The sequence below is a fragment of the Pseudomonas sp. NKUCC02_KPG genome (genome assembly GCF_019345465.1).
GTDB lineage: Bacteria > Pseudomonadota > Gammaproteobacteria > Pseudomonadales > Pseudomonadaceae > Aquipseudomonas.
Genome location: NZ_JAHKRC010000012.1, coordinates 80477 through 98174 on the forward strand (window position 1 = coordinate 80477; position 17698 = coordinate 98174).

The 17698-nt window shown below is 57.0% G+C and carries 17 protein-coding genes; 10 read left to right on the forward strand and 7 right to left on the reverse strand.

The genetic code is table 11. The annotated features are described in order from the left end of the window. Nucleotides 1-7: 7 nt before the first annotated feature. The 3 genes from KO536_RS16795 to yegS all read right to left on the reverse strand — a co-directional run bounded on the left by KO536_RS16795 (nucleotide 8) and on the right by yegS (nucleotide 2809). Nucleotides 8-814: an MOSC domain-containing protein gene (locus tag KO536_RS16795; protein WP_219262490.1), complete on the reverse strand. Its 807-nt coding sequence runs from the start codon at nucleotides 812-814 to the stop codon at nucleotides 8-10. 71 nt (nucleotides 815-885) lie between these two features. After that, nucleotides 886-1821 (reverse strand): chemotaxis protein CheV, encoded by a 936-nt coding sequence (locus KO536_RS16800; protein ID WP_219262491.1) that lies wholly within the window; start codon nucleotides 1819-1821, stop codon nucleotides 886-888. Between the two features lie 91 nt (nucleotides 1822-1912). Then, the gene (gene yegS / locus KO536_RS16805; RefSeq protein ID WP_219262492.1) at nucleotides 1913-2809 is read right to left on the reverse strand and encodes a lipid kinase YegS; all 897 of its coding nucleotides are present in this window, start codon (nucleotides 2807-2809) and stop codon (nucleotides 1913-1915) included. A gap of 158 nt (nucleotides 2810-2967) precedes the next feature. On the opposite strand from yegS, the gene KO536_RS16810 reads away from it, so the two are divergent. Further along, entirely contained in the window at nucleotides 2968-4416 is a 1449-nt protein-coding gene (locus tag KO536_RS16810) for a mannose-1-phosphate guanylyltransferase/mannose-6-phosphate isomerase (protein WP_219262493.1), read from the forward strand. Between the two features lie 75 nt (nucleotides 4417-4491). Here KO536_RS16810 and glp read toward each other — a convergent pair whose 3' ends face one another. Next, nucleotides 4492-5718, reverse strand: coding sequence for a gephyrin-like molybdotransferase Glp (glp, locus tag KO536_RS16815; protein WP_133077847.1), 1227 nt, complete (start codon nucleotides 5716-5718; stop codon nucleotides 4492-4494). Next, entirely contained in the window at nucleotides 5702-6241 is a 540-nt protein-coding gene (moaB, locus tag KO536_RS16820) for a molybdenum cofactor biosynthesis protein B (RefSeq protein ID WP_133077848.1), read from the reverse strand. The genes glp and moaB overlap by 17 nt, the downstream gene beginning before the upstream one ends. A gap of 78 nt (nucleotides 6242-6319) precedes the next feature. On the opposite strand from moaB, the gene mobA reads away from it, so the two are divergent. Both mobA and KO536_RS16830 read left to right on the forward strand, forming a co-directional pair. Continuing rightward, the gene (gene mobA / locus KO536_RS16825) at nucleotides 6320-6889 is read left to right on the forward strand and encodes a molybdenum cofactor guanylyltransferase MobA (RefSeq protein ID WP_219262494.1); all 570 of its coding nucleotides are present in this window, start codon (nucleotides 6320-6322) and stop codon (nucleotides 6887-6889) included. Nucleotides 6890-6993: 104 nt separating this feature from the next. Continuing rightward, complete coding sequence (locus KO536_RS16830) at nucleotides 6994-7215, forward strand: YgdI/YgdR family lipoprotein (RefSeq protein WP_133077850.1); 222 nt, start codon at nucleotides 6994-6996, stop codon at nucleotides 7213-7215. A gap of 74 nt (nucleotides 7216-7289) precedes the next feature. On the opposite strand, the gene KO536_RS16835 is transcribed toward KO536_RS16830, so the two are convergent. After that, entirely contained in the window at nucleotides 7290-8180 is an 891-nt protein-coding gene (locus tag KO536_RS16835) for a pseudouridine synthase (protein ID WP_219262495.1), read from the reverse strand. Between the two features lie 67 nt (nucleotides 8181-8247). Then, nucleotides 8248-8484: a glutaredoxin family protein gene (locus KO536_RS16840; protein ID WP_046809656.1), complete on the reverse strand. Its 237-nt coding sequence runs from the start codon at nucleotides 8482-8484 to the stop codon at nucleotides 8248-8250. A 210-nt stretch (nucleotides 8485-8694) separates the two neighbouring features. Between KO536_RS16840 and KO536_RS16845 the strand changes: the two genes are divergently transcribed. The 7 genes from KO536_RS16845 (at nucleotide 8695) to KO536_RS16875 (ending at nucleotide 17681) form a co-directional block, all read left to right on the forward strand. After that, the gene (locus KO536_RS16845; protein WP_219262497.1) at nucleotides 8695-10428 is read left to right on the forward strand and encodes a monovalent cation:proton antiporter-2 (CPA2) family protein; all 1734 of its coding nucleotides are present in this window, start codon (nucleotides 8695-8697) and stop codon (nucleotides 10426-10428) included. 141 nt (nucleotides 10429-10569) lie between these two features. Next, entirely contained in the window at nucleotides 10570-10884 is a 315-nt protein-coding gene (locus KO536_RS16850; RefSeq protein WP_133077853.1) for a YqjD family protein, read from the forward strand. A gap of 1 nt (nucleotide 10885) precedes the next feature. Next, the gene (locus KO536_RS16855; protein WP_133077854.1) at nucleotides 10886-11260 is read left to right on the forward strand and encodes a phage holin family protein; all 375 of its coding nucleotides are present in this window, start codon (nucleotides 10886-10888) and stop codon (nucleotides 11258-11260) included. Continuing rightward, entirely contained in the window at nucleotides 11257-11595 is a 339-nt protein-coding gene (locus KO536_RS16860; RefSeq protein WP_133077855.1) for a hypothetical protein, read from the forward strand. The genes KO536_RS16855 and KO536_RS16860 overlap by 4 nt, the downstream gene beginning before the upstream one ends. A gap of 107 nt (nucleotides 11596-11702) precedes the next feature. Further along, nucleotides 11703-13034 (forward strand): deoxyguanosinetriphosphate triphosphohydrolase, encoded by a 1332-nt coding sequence (locus KO536_RS16865; protein ID WP_219262498.1) that lies wholly within the window; start codon nucleotides 11703-11705, stop codon nucleotides 13032-13034. A gap of 388 nt (nucleotides 13035-13422) precedes the next feature. Further along, the gene (locus KO536_RS16870; protein WP_219262499.1) at nucleotides 13423-14049 is read left to right on the forward strand and encodes a response regulator transcription factor; all 627 of its coding nucleotides are present in this window, start codon (nucleotides 13423-13425) and stop codon (nucleotides 14047-14049) included. An 8-nt stretch (nucleotides 14050-14057) separates the two neighbouring features. Beyond that, entirely contained in the window at nucleotides 14058-17681 is a 3624-nt protein-coding gene (locus tag KO536_RS16875) for a transporter substrate-binding domain-containing protein (protein WP_219262500.1), read from the forward strand. The last annotated feature ends 17 nt before the right edge of the window (nucleotides 17682-17698 follow it).

The window sequence follows — 17698 nt, forward strand, 5'->3', positions numbered from 1 at the left end:
TGCGGCGTTATTCCAGCACCGTCACCGGCATCCCGACTTCCAGCACGCCACTGCCATCATTCACCAGGTTCTGACCGAACATGATGCCGTCTTCCTGCTTGCGATAAGTCATCAGGGTCGCCAACGGTTCACGCTGCTCATCACGCACACCGGTGTGCGGGTCGATGGTGGTCAGGATGCAGCGCGAGCAGGACTTGACCAGGCGAAACTCGACATCACCAATGCGAATGCGCTTCCAGCCGTCTTCGGCAAAGGCTTCGCTGCCTTCGATCACCAGATTGGGCCGAAAACGCAGCATATCCAGAGGGCGTCCCACCTTGTGTGAAATGTCATCCAGCGACGCCTGACCAATCAGCAAGAGCGGGTAGCCATCTGCAAACGCGACCTTGTCATCATCACGGCCATAGCCGGCCTCAGTGGTACGTGCACGCTCCAGTGGTACATGCACCAGGCGCACTGGCTTTTCGATAAAGCGGCTTAACCAATCGGCGGCGGCATCGCCCGCATCCGGCACCCGCAAGGTGTCACGCCAGATGGTGACGCCACGCAGGCCGGTGTCGACATCCGGCACCGCCACGTCCAGTGCTTCAAAGCCCCGCGCGTTCAGGGTCAAGCCACCCGAAGCGTTCCAGAGTGCCGAAAGCTGGCTCATTTTGGGGTCGGTGCGCTGGGTAAGAAAACGCCCGCTGGCTTGATCCACCAGCATCCAGCGCCGATCACCGACCAGCCCCAGCTTGTCCAGCCGGGCCTGAGGCAGGCTTTCGCCCTTGCCGGACTTAAGTGGAAAACGATAAAGCGCGCTTAGACGCAGCATGGCTCATGCTCCCTGCAAGGTAAAAAAAGCCACAGTATACGAGCAGATCACCCATGAAAAGACACAAGGTTTCACGCAGAGACTTGATCCAGTATCAAGCGCTGGCGGACAACATCCACCAGTTTGTCCGGCTGAAATTTGGACAGGAAGTTGTCGCAACCCACCTTTTTCACCATCGACTCATTGAAGCTGCCTGACAGAGAGGTGTGCAGCACCACATACAAATCTCGCAAACGCGGGTCGTTTCGGATCTCGGTGGTCAGACGGTAACCGTCCATTTCCGGCATTTCGGCATCGGTGAAAATCATCAGCAACTTGTCAGTCATGACCTGGCCGGTGTCGGCCCAGCCCTTGAGCATGTTCAGGGCCTTGAGGCCATCGCTGGCGATGTGCATCTTGATCCCCAACTGCGAAAGCGTTTCGCGCAGCTGGGCCAAGGCGACACTGGAATCGTCGACCAGCAGCACTTCTCGTCCGCGTACCTGTTCGAAGATGGGATCGGCCAGCTTCTCCCGTGAGACTTTGGCGTTGTAAGGCACAATTTCGGCCAGGACCTTTTCCACGTCGATGATCTCGACCAGTTGTTCCTCGACCTTGCTGATGGCGGTCAGATAATGGCTGCGCCCGGCACTGGCGGGCGGCGGCAGAATGGCCTCCCAGTTCATGTTGACGATGCGATCAACCCCGCCCACCAAAAACGCCTGCACCGAGCGGTTGTACTCGGTCACGATAATGGTGCTGTCCGGGCCGGGCACCAGGGCACGCATGCCAATCGCCCGGGAAAGGTCGATCACCGGAAGGGTCTTGCCCCGCAGGTTGACCACGCCACACACATGGGGATGGCGATGTGGCATGAGCGTCAGTTTGGGTAGCTGCAGGACTTCTTGCACCTTGAACACGTTGATCGCGAACAACTGCCGACCGGCCAGACGAAACATAAGAAGCTCCAGCCGGTTTGCACCCACCAACTGAGTGCGCTGGTCTACCGTATCGAGAATGCCGGCCATGAGTGACTCCTGAGCGTGGGGACTTGATGACTGACGTTATCGGCCGGACTCCCGGAAACTTGATATTGGATAGCCATCAACTAACCCGCAGTCACTCACTGCCCAGCAAAGGCGAGCCCTCGGGCAAGTGAACCTTCAATGCACCATTGCGCACGGTAAAGCGCATGGCATCACCTTCCAGCGGCTCGCCATCGAGATTCATCGAGAGGCCTTCGGCAGCCTTGATTTCAACCCAGGGCAAACGCGCCCGGACAAACAGGTTATCCAGCCCCCAACCCTCAGCCATCAGGCTTTTCAGGGTGCCTACGATTTCCTGGGGGGCAGGCAAAATACTGATATCCAGCATGCCATCATCGGCCAGGGCATCAGGGCACAGCATTTGCCCGCCTCCCGCCTGGCGACCGTTGCCAATCCCAAGCGCCAGCAGCTCGCCTTTCCAGTGAAAGTCCGGCCCCTGCAACTCGGCGTAGGCGGCATGCAGCTCACTGAAGCGCGTCAGCCCGGTAAACAGATAGGCCGCGCCGCCCAGTACCTTTTTCAGATCCTCCGAGGTGTTGGCCGTCACCTGACTGCCAAAGCCCCCCGTGGCCATGTTCAAAAACAATTGACCACCCACTTCGCCCAGATCAACGGCCCGGGCTGGCACATTGAGCAAGGCCAGGGCTTCGCTCGGCTCAAGCGACACGCCCGCCGCCCGCGCAAAATCATTGGCCGTGCCTAAAGGCAACGGCACCAGACTGGCCTCGGTATCGGCCAGCGCCATGGCCTCACAAATATCACGCAATGTGCCATCGCCACCGCCCGCAATCAGATGGGTATAACCCGCATCCAGCGCCTCGTGCACCAAACGCTGGGCGTCCCCGGCTTCCCATGTCAGGCGTACCGCCAATTCCCACCCGGCCGCACGCTGCTGCTCAACGGCCGCCCGCACCTCTTCATTGAGCGCTTGCTTGCCATGCAGAATCAAAAACGCCTTACCTGCACTCATGTTCCATCCCTCGACAAATTCGGTCCGATAGCTTGGACAACAGCCTTGCAAGAACGACTCATGTACCCGCGATTTAACCTCCACGGGTCGATCAAAGCCGCATAACCCGTCAGACTTCACCCTCTGACAGCAATCCAATGATTCTAGAGGCGTTTTGAATGAGCACACTCGTTCCCTGCATCATCGCCGGTGGCGCTGGCACCCGGCTGTGGCCGGTGTCACGAGAGGCCATGCCAAAGCCCTTCATGTGCTTGCCGGATGGCGAGAGCTTGCTGCAGAAGACCTTCAATCGCGCAATCGGACTGCGCGACGTGAACCAGTTGCTGACCGTCACCAACCGGGACGTGTTTTTCCGCACCCTAGACGATTATCGTCCACTGAACAACGCAGGCCTGGAGCTGGACTTTATCCTCGAGCCCTTTGGCCGCAACACCGCCCCGGCCATCGCTGCTGCCGCGCTGCACGTTGCCCGGCGTTACGGCGAAGACGCCCAACTGCTGGTGCTGCCCGCCGACCACCTGATTACCGATAATGCCGCCTTCAGCCAGGCGGTAGACCGCGCCCGGCAACTGGCCGACCAGGGCTGGCTGGTGACCTTTGGCATTTTGCCAACCCGGGCTGAAACCGGCTTTGGCTATATCGAAAAAGGCCAGAAGCTGGGCAGCGACGGCTACAAAGTCGAGCGGTTTGTTGAAAAGCCTGAAGCACAGGCGGCCCAGGACTACCTCGAGGGCGGGCTGCATCTATGGAACAGCGGCATGTTTTGCTTGCGCGTCGACAGTGTGCTGCGCGAATTCAAGACTCACGCCCCCCATGTTCTGGCTGCAGTGATCAACTGCCTCGAGCACAGCCAGGTGTTCCAGGGTAAACAGCAGCGCCATCTGGAACTGGATAGCCAGAGCTTTGCCCTGGTGCCCGATATATCCATCGACTACGCACTGATGGAGCACTCGCAAAAAGTCGCCGTAGTGCCCTGCCAGTTGGGCTGGAGCGATATCGGCTCATGGGAGGCGGTACGTGAATTGAGCCCGGCAGATGCCAATGGCAACCAGTGCAATGGCGAAAACGTGCTGCACGATGTACACAACTGCTACATCGATTCGCCCAAGCGCCTGGTGGGCGGGGTCGGTCTCAATGACCTGATCATTATCGACACGCCGGATGCGCTGCTCGTCGCCGATGCCAGGCGCAGCCAGGACGTCAGGCACATCGCCCAGGCGCTCAAGCTTCAGGGCCACGATGCTTATCGTCTGCACCGTACAGTGACCCGTCCATGGGGCACTTACACCGTGCTGGAGGAAGGGCCGGGGTTCAAGATCAAGCGCATCGTGGTCAAGCCTCAGGCCGCACTGTCATTGCAGGTCCATCAACAACGCAGCGAACACTGGATCGTGGTCAGCGGCACGGCGCAGGTGACTAATGGCGACCTTGATTTCGTCCTCGGCATCAACGAGTCCACCCTGATCAACCCCGGCAGCCCTCATCGACTGAGCAACGCAGGAGAACATGATCTGGTGATGATCGAAGTGCAAAGCGGCGCGTATGTGGGCGAAGACGATATCGTGCGCCTGACTGATATTTATGGGCGAGCGCCCCTCGCTGAATGACTCGACTGTGTAGCCGCTGGCGCAGGCTGCGATAAGGATCGAAGGGCCTTCGTCAGCGGCTACAGCACGCCAGGCTTACCCCAGCACTTCACTCAACGGGATAAACCCCACCCAGTCGCCTTCAACCAAGGTACGTTCCTCAAGGACTTCCACCAGGCCCTCGGCCCATGCTGCGCTGCGCAAAACCCCCGAACTCTGGTTTTTGTAGATCACCGCACGCCCCTGCTCCAACCGTGCGCGCAAGTATTCGCGGCGATTGCCCGGCTTGGGCCAGACGAACCCGGCAGGCACCTGGAATTTCAGTGGTTCGACGGCTTGCACGCCCTGAAGGCGCAACAGGTACGGCCGTGCCAGCAGCGCGAACGTCACCAGAGTCGACGCAGGATTGCCCGGCAAGCCGATCACCGGCACACCGCGAAAATGTCCGCAGGTCAGGGGTTTGCCCGGTTTTATTGCCAGCTTCCACAAGGCCAGCTCGCCCTCTTCGCGAAGCGCAATACCTAAAAAGTCCGCCTCGCCCACCGACACTCCGCCCGTGGAAAGAATCAGGTCGACCGCCCCCAACTCACCCAGGCGCTGACGGGTTGCAGGCAAGTCATCAGGCAAAATACCCCCATCGACCACTTCGCAGCCCAGTCGCGTGAGCCAGCTGCACAGCAACACGCGGTTGCTGTTGTAGATTTGCCCCGGCCCCAACGGCTGGCCCGGCTCGATCAACTCATCGCCCGTGGACAACACCGCGACTTTGACCCGACGAATCACGTCCAGTGCTGCGCATCCCAAGGACGCTGCCAGGCCCTGCTCAATCGGCCCCAAGCGCGTGCCTGCAGGCAGGACGACCTCACCAACGGTGGTTTCCTGCCCCTGAGGACGAATGTTCTGACCTGTACGCAAGGCATGGGTAAAAACCACTCGACCGTCGGCCTGGACCTGGGCGTTTTCCTGCATCTCGACGCAGTCCGCACCCGCTGGCATCGGTGCGCCGGTAAAGATCCGTGCACAGGTCCCAGGAGCCAGTGGTTCGGGGGCCGCACCGGCAAAAATACGCTGGCTGACCGTTAGCGGCTCGCCCGACCAATCCGCCACATTCAGGGCATACCCGTCCATGGCGCTGTTGGGCCACGGCGGCAGGTCAAGGCTTGAGATCAGGTCATGGGCCAGCACCCGGCCTTCGCTCGCCGCCAGAAGAACCGACTCGGTGTCGCGGATCGGCGCAGCTTCTGCCAGCGCCAGCAGGCGCGCCAACGCCACTTCGACAGGCATCAGCTCGCCCGTACGACCCGGCTTACCCACGGGTGTCACAGGCCGGCGCCTGCTTCAAATGGGCGACGAAGTTGCACGGGCGATGACGGGAATCCAGTTGCTCGGCCAAAATCCCGTCCCAACCGGTGCGTACCGCATTGGTCGAACCCGGCAGGCAGCACACCAGCGTGCCGTTGGCCAGACCGGCCAGGGCCCTGGATTGCACGGTCGAAGTGCCGATATCGGCCACCGAGATTTGACGGAACAACTCGCCAAAGCCATCAACCTGTTTATCCAGCAAGCAGCTCACGGCTTCTGGCGTGCTGTCGCGGGCGGTAAACCCGGTGCCGCCGGTAATCAGCACCACTTGCACCTCATCTTCGGCAATCCAGGTGGCGACCTGGGCGCGAATTTTATACAGGTCATCCTTGAGCAATACCCGCGCCGCCAGGGTGTGCCCGGCATCGCTCAGGCGATCGACAAAGACTTGGCCAGAGGTATCGGTTTCGAGGGTTCGGGTGTCACTAACCGTCAGAACAGCGATGTTCAAAGGTACGAAAGGTGCATCAACCTTGGCTTTCATAGACGAGGTCCAGTTGTAGGATAAACAGCCCGGTGTTATATCACAGCCCTTCTTTTCGCTGGTTGTGCGGAGTACCGGATGAGCCTGTTTCAATGCTCCATTTTGCTGCTGGCGGGGGGGCGCGGCCAGCGCATGGGCGGCCAGGACAAAGGGCTGGTGACGTGGCGGGGCCAGCCGCTGATCGAGTTCGCGCAGCGCCTCGCAAGACCGCTGAGCGATGACCTGATCATTTCGTGCAATCGCAACCACGAGCTATACGCACCCTACGCCGATCAACTGGTCAGTGATGGCAATGATGACTTTGACGGACCTCTGGCAGGGATACGCGCGGGACTGGCCGCGGCCCGGAACACACACATGCTGGTGCTGCCCTGTGACGTACCAAACATTGACAGCGATTTGCTCGTTGCCCTGCTTGACGCAGCCCGCCAGCACCCTGAGCAACCGGCGATGGTGCGCCACGGCGAACAGTGGGAGCCGCTGCTGTGTGTAATCCCGACTGCACTGGCGCCTGCCTTCGAAGCCGCCTGGCAGGCGGGTGAGCGCAGTCCGCGAAAAATAATGCTTCAGCTCAATGCACAGGCCTGGCAATGCGCCGAAAATGATCCCCGACTGATCAATTTCAACACCCCGGATTTACTGGAATAAACCGCGCAGGCGTCTGCCAGACACTAGTAATGGAACTTGCAGACGATGTATACGTCTCAGGGACAGTAATCCATAACAGCACATTCACTTGTTGGAGATACACCATGACTCACCGGACTCTCGCCGCCCTGATGCTTGCTGCTGGCCTGGCTGCCCTTGCTGGCTGCTCTTCGCCTTCAGTGATCACACTTAACGACGGCCGTGAAATCCAGACAGTCGATGCGCCAAAGTACGATGATGCCTCGGGTTTCTATCAGTTCGAGCAATTGGACGGCAAAAAAACCCGCATCAACAAAGACCAGATTCGCACCGTTAAAGAGCTGTAATCCGGCTTTGGGGGAGCGAGCAGGCTCGCTCCCCACCTTTCGTGAACCGCATTCCCCTTGTGCGGATTCTGTTATTACCAGTCCAGCGTGATCCGGCTCTCGAAAAAACGCGCCTCACCCGTCAGCGGGTCTGCAAAGCGCAAGCTCTGGGCCAACAGTTTTAGCGGATTGGCATAGTCATCGACGGCGTCCTTGATCACGTCAGGGTAAAACGGATCATTGCAGATCCCTGCCCCCAGGGCCGCCATGTGCACCCGCAACTGATGCTTCTTTCCTGTCACGGGATACAGCGCGTAGCGCCACAAATCACCCTTTTTCTCACAGATATCGACCAAGGTTTCAGTGTTGCTGACGCCCTGCCCTTCTTGCATGCGGAAAAAGGGTTCGCCTTCCACCAAGCGGCTTTTGTGCACGCGCGGTAGCTCCAGATCAGGCAAGGCCCGAGCAATTGCCTCGTAACGCTTTTCGATTTTACGCGTGGGAAACAACGACTGATACGCCGAGCGAGTCTCAGGGTTGGCCGAAAACAGCACCAGGCCTGCCGTGTGCCGGTCTATCCGGTGCAGGGGGACCAGATGAGGGTTATCCAGGGTTCGAATCAAGCGTCGCAACAGCGTTTGCTCAACATATTCGCCCGCAGGGGTCACCGGTAGAAAGTGCGGTTTATCCGCGACAACCAGATGCTCATCGGCATACAGGATGGTTTCCTGCACGGGGATCGGCGTTTCGTTAGGCACTTCGCGAAAGTAGTGAATGCGCAGCCCTTCCTTGTAGGCCAGTTGCGGACTGATCGGCGCTCCATTGGCATCCAGTACCCGGCCACGGGCAATCCGGTCGAGCCACTGATCGCGGCTGATGGCTCGAAAGTGCTCACACAGGCAGTCGAGCACCGTGAGCCAACTACCCGGCGGCAGGTACAAAGTGCTGGCTTGATGCTCGGCGGCGTTGAAAGGCTGGGGCGACATAGAAACACTCAGGCGATAAATGCAGCTGGCGATTATCGCGCAAAGACCCGGTGAACCCCATCAGGATTTATCCGAGAAAGCTCACCACCTGCTCGGTATCAAACGGCCAGCCCAGCTCTTGGCCAGTATCGACCCGGCGCAATACGGGGATCAGAAGACCGTAGGTTTCAAACAACGCATCGCTGTCGGCGATATCGACCAGCTCGACCATCAGCCCATGTTCAACCAAAGGCATTAGAATCGCTTCGGCCAGCTCACACAGATGACAGCCCAGGGTGCCGAACAATTGACATTCGGGAGGCATAAATAACGACCTGAGGAATAAAGTGCTCATCTTAAGAGCCTTGCCCGAAGACGTCGACCTGCAGCCGGCACCACCAGTCACTTGGCTGGCCTGGCAATACAATCGCTCTGTTGCAATCCTTGCGACTACGCTTGACCCACATCAGCGCCATCCCTTCTCAATTACCGGATGCTCGCGGCTTTTTTACTCGATCTGACAGGGAAGACTTTCGTGTTTGCCAATTTGCTCATCATCCTTGCCTCGTCACTGGTAGTCATTGCACTGTTCCGGCGCCTGAAACTGCCACCGGTGCTGGGTTATTTGTGTGTTGGCCTGTTCGTCGGCCCCACCGCACTGGACTGGATCAATGACAGCCCGGATCTGCCAGACCTGGCAGAGCTTGGGGTGGTATTCCTGCTGTTCTCCCTGGGGCTGGAGTTCTCACTGCCCAAGATGCTCAAGCTACGCCGGGTAGTGTTTGGTCTTGGCAGCCTGCAAGTGCTGTGCTCAGCCGTTGCCCTGGGCGGCCTGCTGTATGCGTTTGGCATGAGTCTCAACAGTGCATTTTTACTGGGCGCCGGGCTCGCCTTGTCGTCCACGGCGATCGTGAGCAAAGAGCTCACCAGCCTGGGAGAAATCTTCAGTCGTCACGGCCAGAACGCCATCGGCGTACTGCTTTTTCAGGACGTGGTCGCGGTGCTGCTGCTGACCCTGGTGCCGGTATTCGCTGGCAGCAGCGATCAGGCCTGGTACTGGGCCTTGCCGATAACCTTGGGCAAGACAGTGATTCTGTTTTTCGGGCTTGTGTTTGCCAGCCGCTTTCTGCTGCCGCGCCTGTTCCACGAAGTAGCCGCATCACGCTCAGCCGAGCTGTTTGTATTGTTGGCGCTGGTGATCGTGCTGCTCACCGCCTGGCTCACTCACCTGCTCGGCCTGTCACCCGCCCTGGGTGCCTTTCTTGCCGGCATGTTGCTGGGCGAAAGCCACTACCGGCATCAGATTGAAGCCGATATCCGGCCCTTCCGCGACATCTTGCTGGGCCTGTTTTTCGTCAGTATCGGCATGCTGATTGACCTGCAACTGTTCGTTCACGATGGCTTCCTGATTCTGGGCCTGACACTGGCCCTGATGCTGATCAAGGGCTGCGTGGTTGCACTGCTGGTCAAGCTGCGCGGCAGTGACGGTGAGACGGCCTGGCGCAGTGGCCTGGCACTGGCCCAGGGCGGCGAGTTCTGCTTCGCACTCATGGCCCAAATGCAGCTCAACTCGCTCATTCCCCCAGAGATCGCAGGCTACCTGCTGGCAGCCACTTTCTGTTCAATGCTGCTGACGCCTCTGCTGTTAAGGGCTGCACCGAAAATTGCTGCCAGCTTGCACCGCCAGTCCTATGAGGAGGCCGAACTGGAAGAAATAGCCGCTCAAAGTGCCGAACTGCACGGGCACGTGGTGATGTGTGGCTATGGCCGCGTAGGCCAGTCCATCGGGCGGTTCTTGCGCCGTGAAAACAAGGACTTTGTCGCACTGGACTACGACCCTGACCGCATTCAGGAGGCTACAAAAGCGGACAACAGCGTGCACTACGGCGACGCCCGTCGCGGGGATTTACTCCGTGCCGTCGGCGTGGATCGGGCGCGACTGCTGGTGATTGCCGTCGACAACACCGAGGTCGCCATGTGCGTGCTCAAGGAGGCCCGGCTGATCACACTCGAAGTCCCCATCCTGGTCAGAACCCGCGACGACAGCCAACTGGCTGACCTCAAGGCTGCCGGTGCGACTGAAGTGGTTCCCGAATTGCTGGAGTCCAGCCTTATGCTCGCCTCCCACGCACTGATCATGCTTGGGCTGCCTGAAAAAACCGTGCAACGCCGAGTGGATCAAGTGCGTCATGATCGGTATCACTTGCTTGAAGGCTGTTTTGAAAATACAGACTCCCGTGATGCATCCACCCCCCGCGAAAACGATTGATTTAAGCTAAGGTTGGTCCCTGTTCAACACAAACATCTCTTGCCTGCGCCTTGCCAACGATCATGCGAAGGCGCAGAAGCGAGTGAACCTTCGCCGAAGACCTACACTCGAACGATCAACAAGCCACTAACGGAGTTAATCATGGCCCGCAAAACAGCAAAGAATGCTCAAGAAATACTGATGGCCGATTTCCAGGCTCTGGTGCTTGACGCCGAACGGCTGCTGGAGCACACCGCTTCCCTGGCCGGGGATCAAGCTGAAGAGCTGCGCGCCCAGATCAAGGACAGCCTGTACAAAGCCCGTGAAACACTGGAAGAAACCAAGGAATCGTTGAAAGACCGTGGCGAAGCCGCCGTGATCGCCACTGAAGATTACGTTCAGAGCAACCCTTGGCAGTCCGTTGGTATCGCGGCAGGCGTAGGCTTTTTGATTGGTCTGCTGGCAACGCGGCGCTGATATGACAGACGAATCAGGTACCCCCCGTTCCTCACCGCGGCGCCTGGGTGCCGCGTTTCTGGGTCTGTTGCACAGTCATGTCGAGCTGCTGGGCATTGAGCTGCAAGAGCAGAAGGCGCGCACGGTCAGCCTGTTGTTGTTTGCCGGCCTGGCACTCGTGTTCGGGCTTCTGCTGTTGATCGGGCTGTCGGCGCTGGTCATGATTTTGCTCTGGGACAGTTACCGCATCCCGGGCATCATCGGGCTTTGTCTGTTTTATACGCTGGCCGCTGTTTTTTGCGGGCTGCGCCTCAAAGCCGCGGTGTTCGATGAGTCATCTCCTTTCAACGCCACGCTTGAAGAGCTGGCCAAAGACCGCGAGCGTTTGCTGCCATGAGCCTGCCTGAACTGCCAAAAAACGCCTCACGCCAGGAATTGCGTAAAACACTGATTCGCTTGCGCATGGAAATGCATCGCCAGGAGATTCGTCATGAATCCCAACAGTTGCTGCAGCCCTTGCAAAAAATGCGCGGGATGACCAGCAACTGGCAGGAAACCCTTGGAATCAAGCACGCTCCCCTGTGGGGAGTCGGGATTGTGACCTTACTTGGTTTTCTGACAGGCAGAGGCGCCAAAAGTAAAAACGCCGAAGGTGCTTCCCGCTGGATAGGCCTGACCACAGGTTTGATACCGCTGATCAAGATGGTTATCCAGGCATCGCGCAAGCCTTGAGCGGCGCAACCACCCTCCTTCATTCTGCAGGACGGGGCTTGCCCCTCTTGCAGCATCCGGCCTGAAGCGAGAAGCTGCGCCATTAGTCATTAACGGAGCACTGCGCCTTGGATTGGCAAACCCTGCTTAATCGCGAACGCTTGGGAAAACCTCATCACAGCCCCGAAGAGCTCGGGCGCAGCCCTTTCCACAAAGATCACGACCGGATTATCTTTTCTGGGGCATTTCGTCGCCTGGGACGCAAGACTCAAGTCCACCCGGTCAACAGTAACGATCATATCCATACCCGCCTCACCCACTCACTCGAAGTCAGCTGTGTCGGTCGTTCACTGGGCATGCGCGTGGGTGAAACAATCCGTAGCGCCTTGCCTGAATGGTGCGATCCGGCCGACCTGGGCATGGTGGTGCAATCGGCCTGCCTGGCCCATGACATTGGCAACCCGCCCTTCGGTCACTCCGGAGAGGATGCCATTCGCAACTGGTTTGAACAGGCAGCCAAACGTGGCTGGCTGGACGACATGAGTGACGTTGAGCGCAATGATTTCTTGAGTTTCGAAGGCAACGCCCAGGGTTTTCGCGTGCTGACGCAGCTGGAATATCACCAGTTTGATGGCGGTACGCGCCTGACCCACGCAACGCTGGGCACCTTCCTCAAGTACCCCTGGACTGCGCGCCACGCTGACTCGCTGGGTTACAAGAAGCACAAGTTCGGGTGCTACCAGAGCGAGCTGCACCTGCTCGAAGGAATCGCTCAAAAACTGGGCCTGCCCCAGATAGAAGACCAGCGTTGGGCGCGCCATCCGTTGGTCTACCTGATGGAGGCGGCCGATGACATTTGCTACGCGCTGATCGACCTTGAAGATGGCCTGGAGATGGACCTGCTGCAGTACGCTGAAGTCGAGTCCCTGCTGTTGGATCTGGTGGGTGATGACTTGCCTGAAACCTACCGCCTGCTGGGCCCCGGTGATTCCCGGCGACGCAAGCTGGCCATACTGCGTGGCAAGGCAATCGAGCATCTGACCAACGCTGCCGCCCAGGCCTTTGTCGAGCAGCAGGATGCGCTGCTGGCAGGCACTCTGCCGGGGGACCTGGTCGAGCACATGCACGGCCCGGCCAAGCGCTGTGTACTGGATGCCAAGGACATGGCGCGCAAGAAAATCTTTCAGGACAAACGCAAGACCCTGCATGAAATCGGCGCCTATACCTCTCTGGAAATCCTGCTCAATGCCTTTTGTGGCGCTGCACTGGAGCAGCATGGAGGACGAGTCCCATCATTCAAAAATCGTCGCATTCTCGACTTGTTGGGCAATAACGCACCCGATCCGCACTGGCCACTCCATCGCTCTTTCATGCGCATCATCGATTTTATCGCCGGTATGACCGATAGCTATGCCACCGAAATGGCACGGGCAATGACGGGCCAATCCAGCCCGGGCTGATACTTGTTGCCCGCCCTTTTACAAAGGGAGGGCATTCATCCTTCCGGACTGATCGTTTCTGCCGCCTGCAGGCGCCCATAAACTTTCAGCCCAATCAAAAAAACAACAACCCGAATATAAGAAACACACATAAAACGTTATGTAGACACAAAGAAGCTATACGTAGGACTATTCCCATGAAAGTGCAAACTTCTTAACCAACACTTTAAACTCACGACTCCAAATACGACTAAAACGCTCCACCATTTCAAACAAAGCGTGAGTCCACGCCTGATTTATCGTAGGAAAATTCCCATACTACGCTTGTAGGCATATCGATTCGTGCTCACGCTCTTATATCTGAGCTAAGGTGCGCGCTTTCTATGAATTAGTTTATGGGAGCGTTAATATGAACACCGTTTTTATTGTCGACGACCATCCGGTTATCCGGCTGGCCATTCGGATGTTGTTAGAACATGAAGGTTATGAAATAGTCGGAGAAACCGACAATGGCGTAGATGCAATGCAAATGATCCGGGAATGCGTACCAGACCTGATAATTCTCGATATCAGCATTCCCAAACTCGATGGCCTGGAAGTGTTATCACGGTTCAACACAATGAATTCAACACTTAAGACACTGGTCCTTACAGCTCAGTCCCCCAAGCTTTTTGCCATGCGCTGCATGCAATCCGGTGCTGCGGGCTACGTGTGCAAGCAAGAGGAACTGAGTGAACTTGTCAGTGCAATAAAAGCTGTATTTTCCGGCTACAATTACTTCCCAAGCCAAGCATTGACTCCTGAAAAAAATGAAACTGACAACTTCTCCGAAATTGAGCTTTTCAAACAAGTTAACGATCGGGAGCTCATGGTTCTAAAATTGTTTGCACAAGGTAAAACAAACAAGGAAATCGCCACCGGCATGTTCCTCAGCAACAAAACGGTGAGCACTTACAAAAAAAGGCTCATGCAAAAATTAAAAGCCAATTCTCTCGTAGACCTTATCGAACTGGCCAAACGTAACGCCCTGGTGTGAGAAATAGGATGCCCACGCGGTTAAACAAGTATTTATCACTGTTCGCAGGGTTGATCCTGTGTACATCAGTGTTCGCCGAGCCACCCCGCACTGAAACCTTTTCATTGCTCAGCCGCTCGGGCTCCTATCAGATGGACGTCCCGCTGAATAAAGCACAGCGCTATTGGCTACAGAACAACCCCGAACTTCTGGTGGGTACCTCCACCGCAGACTACCCGCCCTTCGACATAACCGACAGCGGTCAGGACTACGAAGGTTTCACCGCCGATTACGTTGGCATTCTGGCCAAAGCCCTCAACGTTTCGATAAAAGTTCAGCGTTTTGCCTCCAGAGACGCTGCCATCAAGGCACTTGAAGAGGGACGGATCGACCTGCTCGGCACTTCAAATGGCTTCGAAGCCGCCAACCAGAACCTGTTGCTTTCCACTCCATACGCCATCGATCAGTCCGTACTGGTCACCCGGGAGGGAGAAACTCGCTCGCTCTCCCAAGGACTGGCAGGCTTGCGCCTGAGCATGGTCTACCACTACTTGCCACTCAATGAGGTCAAGGCGCTTTACCCCAAGGCAATCATTCAGTCTTACCCTTCCTATCAAAACGCCATAAACGCTGTGGCTTTCGATCAGGCCGATGTGTTTCTGGGGGATACGGTATCGACCCACTACATGATCAACAAGGGGTATCTGAAGAACATCAAAATGGCCAATTTTGGCAAGCACGAGGCCCACGGTTTCAGTTTTGCCGTACGCCGTGACAACCTGGAACTGCTCGACATCATCAATGCCACACTCAAGGCCGTGCCCAACAGTGAACAAGAAAGCATTGCCAAACGCTGGAGCGCAGGCAGTGACATTTTACTCTCCGATCAAAAACTGCAACTGACAAAGCTGGAAGAACGCTGGCTGGCTCAGCACCCGGTGGTCAAGGTAGTCGTCAACGAGACCCTGGTGCCACTGACTTTCTTTAACGCCAACGGGAATTTCAGAGGCATTACTGCCGATCTGCTGGAGATGATTCGCTTGCGCACAGGGCTGCGCTTCGAGATACAGCGCGCACAGAGCTTCAGATCCATGATCCGGATGATCAATCAACACGAAGTCGACATCATCGCCGCCATCAGCCCGTCGGTATCCCGGGAGGACACCCTCAACTTCAGTCGTCCCTACCTCGTAAACTCATTTGTCCTGCTCACAGCAAAAAGCTATGAACAACCCGCAAGCCTTGAGCAGCTGTCGGGTAAAAAACTGGCCTTGACCCAAGGCAACCCACTGACAGAATACCTGCGCAGTGAATACCCACAGATAAACCTGATTGAAACCGAGGATATCCATGGCGCCACAGAACTTCTGGCCGAAGGCCAAGTGCAAGGTGCGGTCAGCACTCTGGTGATTGCCAATTATTTGCTGGGTTCCGAGCTGTTTCAGGACCGTTTGCAAATCAGCGCCACCATCGGCACCCAGCCCGCCACTTTTTCCCTTGCTACGGCACGAGATGCCACCGAGCTGGGCTCAATCCTCAACAAGGCACTGTTGAGCATTGCTCCAGATGAGCTGGGCATTATCAACAGCCGCTGGCGTGGGTACATTCCGGCATCGGACAGTTACTGGCGCAATTATCACCGCCTGATCTACCAGATCATCATTGGCACAAGCCTTTTACTGCTGCTGTCACTGGTCTGGAATGCCTATATGCGGCGTCAGATCCGCCAACGAAAAATGGCTGAACGTGCACTCAGTGATCAGTTCGAGTTCATGCGGGCGCTGGTCGATGGCACGCCTCACCCAATTTATGTGCGTGATCGAGAAGGCATTCTTAAAACCTGTAACAACAGCTATCTGGAAGCTTTTTCAGCCAAGCGAGAAGAAATCATAGGCAAGACGGTGATGCAAACCTGCAGCCTCTTGAACAACACGTATGAAGCCCATGATTATCAGGCCGACTACTTGCGGGTCATGAGTGAAGGCACACCGCTTATCGTTGATCGGCCACTGAATATTGGCGACAAAACGTTCACCATCTACCACTGGATCCTTCCTTATCGGGATTCGCTGGGTGAGGTTCAGGGCATTATCGGAGGCTGGATTGATATCAGTGAACGTCGCCAGCTCCTGGATGAACTTCGCGCTGCCAAAGAGCTGGCCGATGACGCCAACCGGGCCAAAAGCACCTTCCTGGCAACCATGAGCCACGAGATTCGCACACCCATGAACGCTGTGATCGGTTTGCTTGAACTTACCTTGAAGCGTGCCGACCAGGGACATCTGGACCGTCCCTCCATTGAGGTTGCCTACAATTCGGCCAAGGACCTGCTGGAACTGATCGGCGATATTCTCGATATTGCCCGAATCGAATCCGGACGGCTGAATCTGTCCCCTGAACGCGTCAACCTGCGCAGTCTTGCCAATTCAGTGATCAGGGTCTTTGATGGCCTGGCCCGGCAAAAAAGCCTGACCCTTTCCCTGATATTCAATCCCGAAGACAACGCCCCCGATGTACTGATCGACCCACTTCGATTCAAGCAAATCCTGACCAACCTGATCAGCAATGCAATCAAATTCACCCAACATGGCCAGGTAACCCTCGAACTCAACTTGCTACCCACCCACACTGCTGATCAGGTTGAACTCAAGTTGAGTGTCAAAGACACAGGCATCGGCATCAGCAAGGGCGATCAGGCGCGCCTGTTTGAACCCTTCGCACAAGTGGAAAACAGCGGGCAGCTCGCCCTCAACGGCGCAGGTCTCGGTCTGGTGATTTGCCGCAGCCTGTGCGAAATGATGGGCGGCAGTCTAGAACTGTGCAGCCAACCCCAAGTAGGAACCCTGGTTCAAATAACACTCAAGGTTCCAGCCCTGGCCCCCTCCCCGATGGTTGCGACGCAAGAGCCAGCAATCAATCCGGCGGCTCGCCAACTTAACATTCTGGTGGTCGATGACCATCCCGCCAATCGGTTGTTGATGTGCCAGCAACTGGGGTTTTTAGGGCATCGTTTTGCCACAGAACACGATGGTGCATCTGGACTGGAAACCTGGAAAAAGGGTGCATTCGATCTGGTCATTACTGACTGCAACATGCCTGTCATGAACGGTTATGACCTGACTCGAGCCATACGCCAGCATGAGCGGACGCTACAACAACCACCCTGTACGGTGCTGGGGTTTACTGCAAATGCCCAACCTGAAGAGCGCCAGCGCTGCGAGCAGGCCGGGATGGACGACTGCCTGTTCAAACCCATCAGCCTGACCCTGCTGAGCCAACGAATAACTACCCTTGAGCCCCTCTACCCTTGCTCGCAGGTGTTCAACGTTGAATGCCTCTATTCACTTTCCGGACATAACACCGCACAGACCCAACGCTTGCTGGAAGAACTGATACGCAGTAACCGGCAGGATCTCAAAGCGTTGCTTGAGATTCCTGACAACGGGGAGTTGCAAACATTTGGCGACATTGCTCACCGGATAAAAGGCGCGGCCCGCATTGTGGGAGCCAATACCCTGATCACGCAGTGTGAAGCGCTGGAACAGGCAAACCGGGCAAACCTCACCCAAGCTCGCAATCGGGTACAAGGCGCCATGCAGGAACTCGAACAGGCGTTGACCCGGCAACTTGAAAAGCTGGCTAACAACACCTGAACCGCCGGCTGAACCGG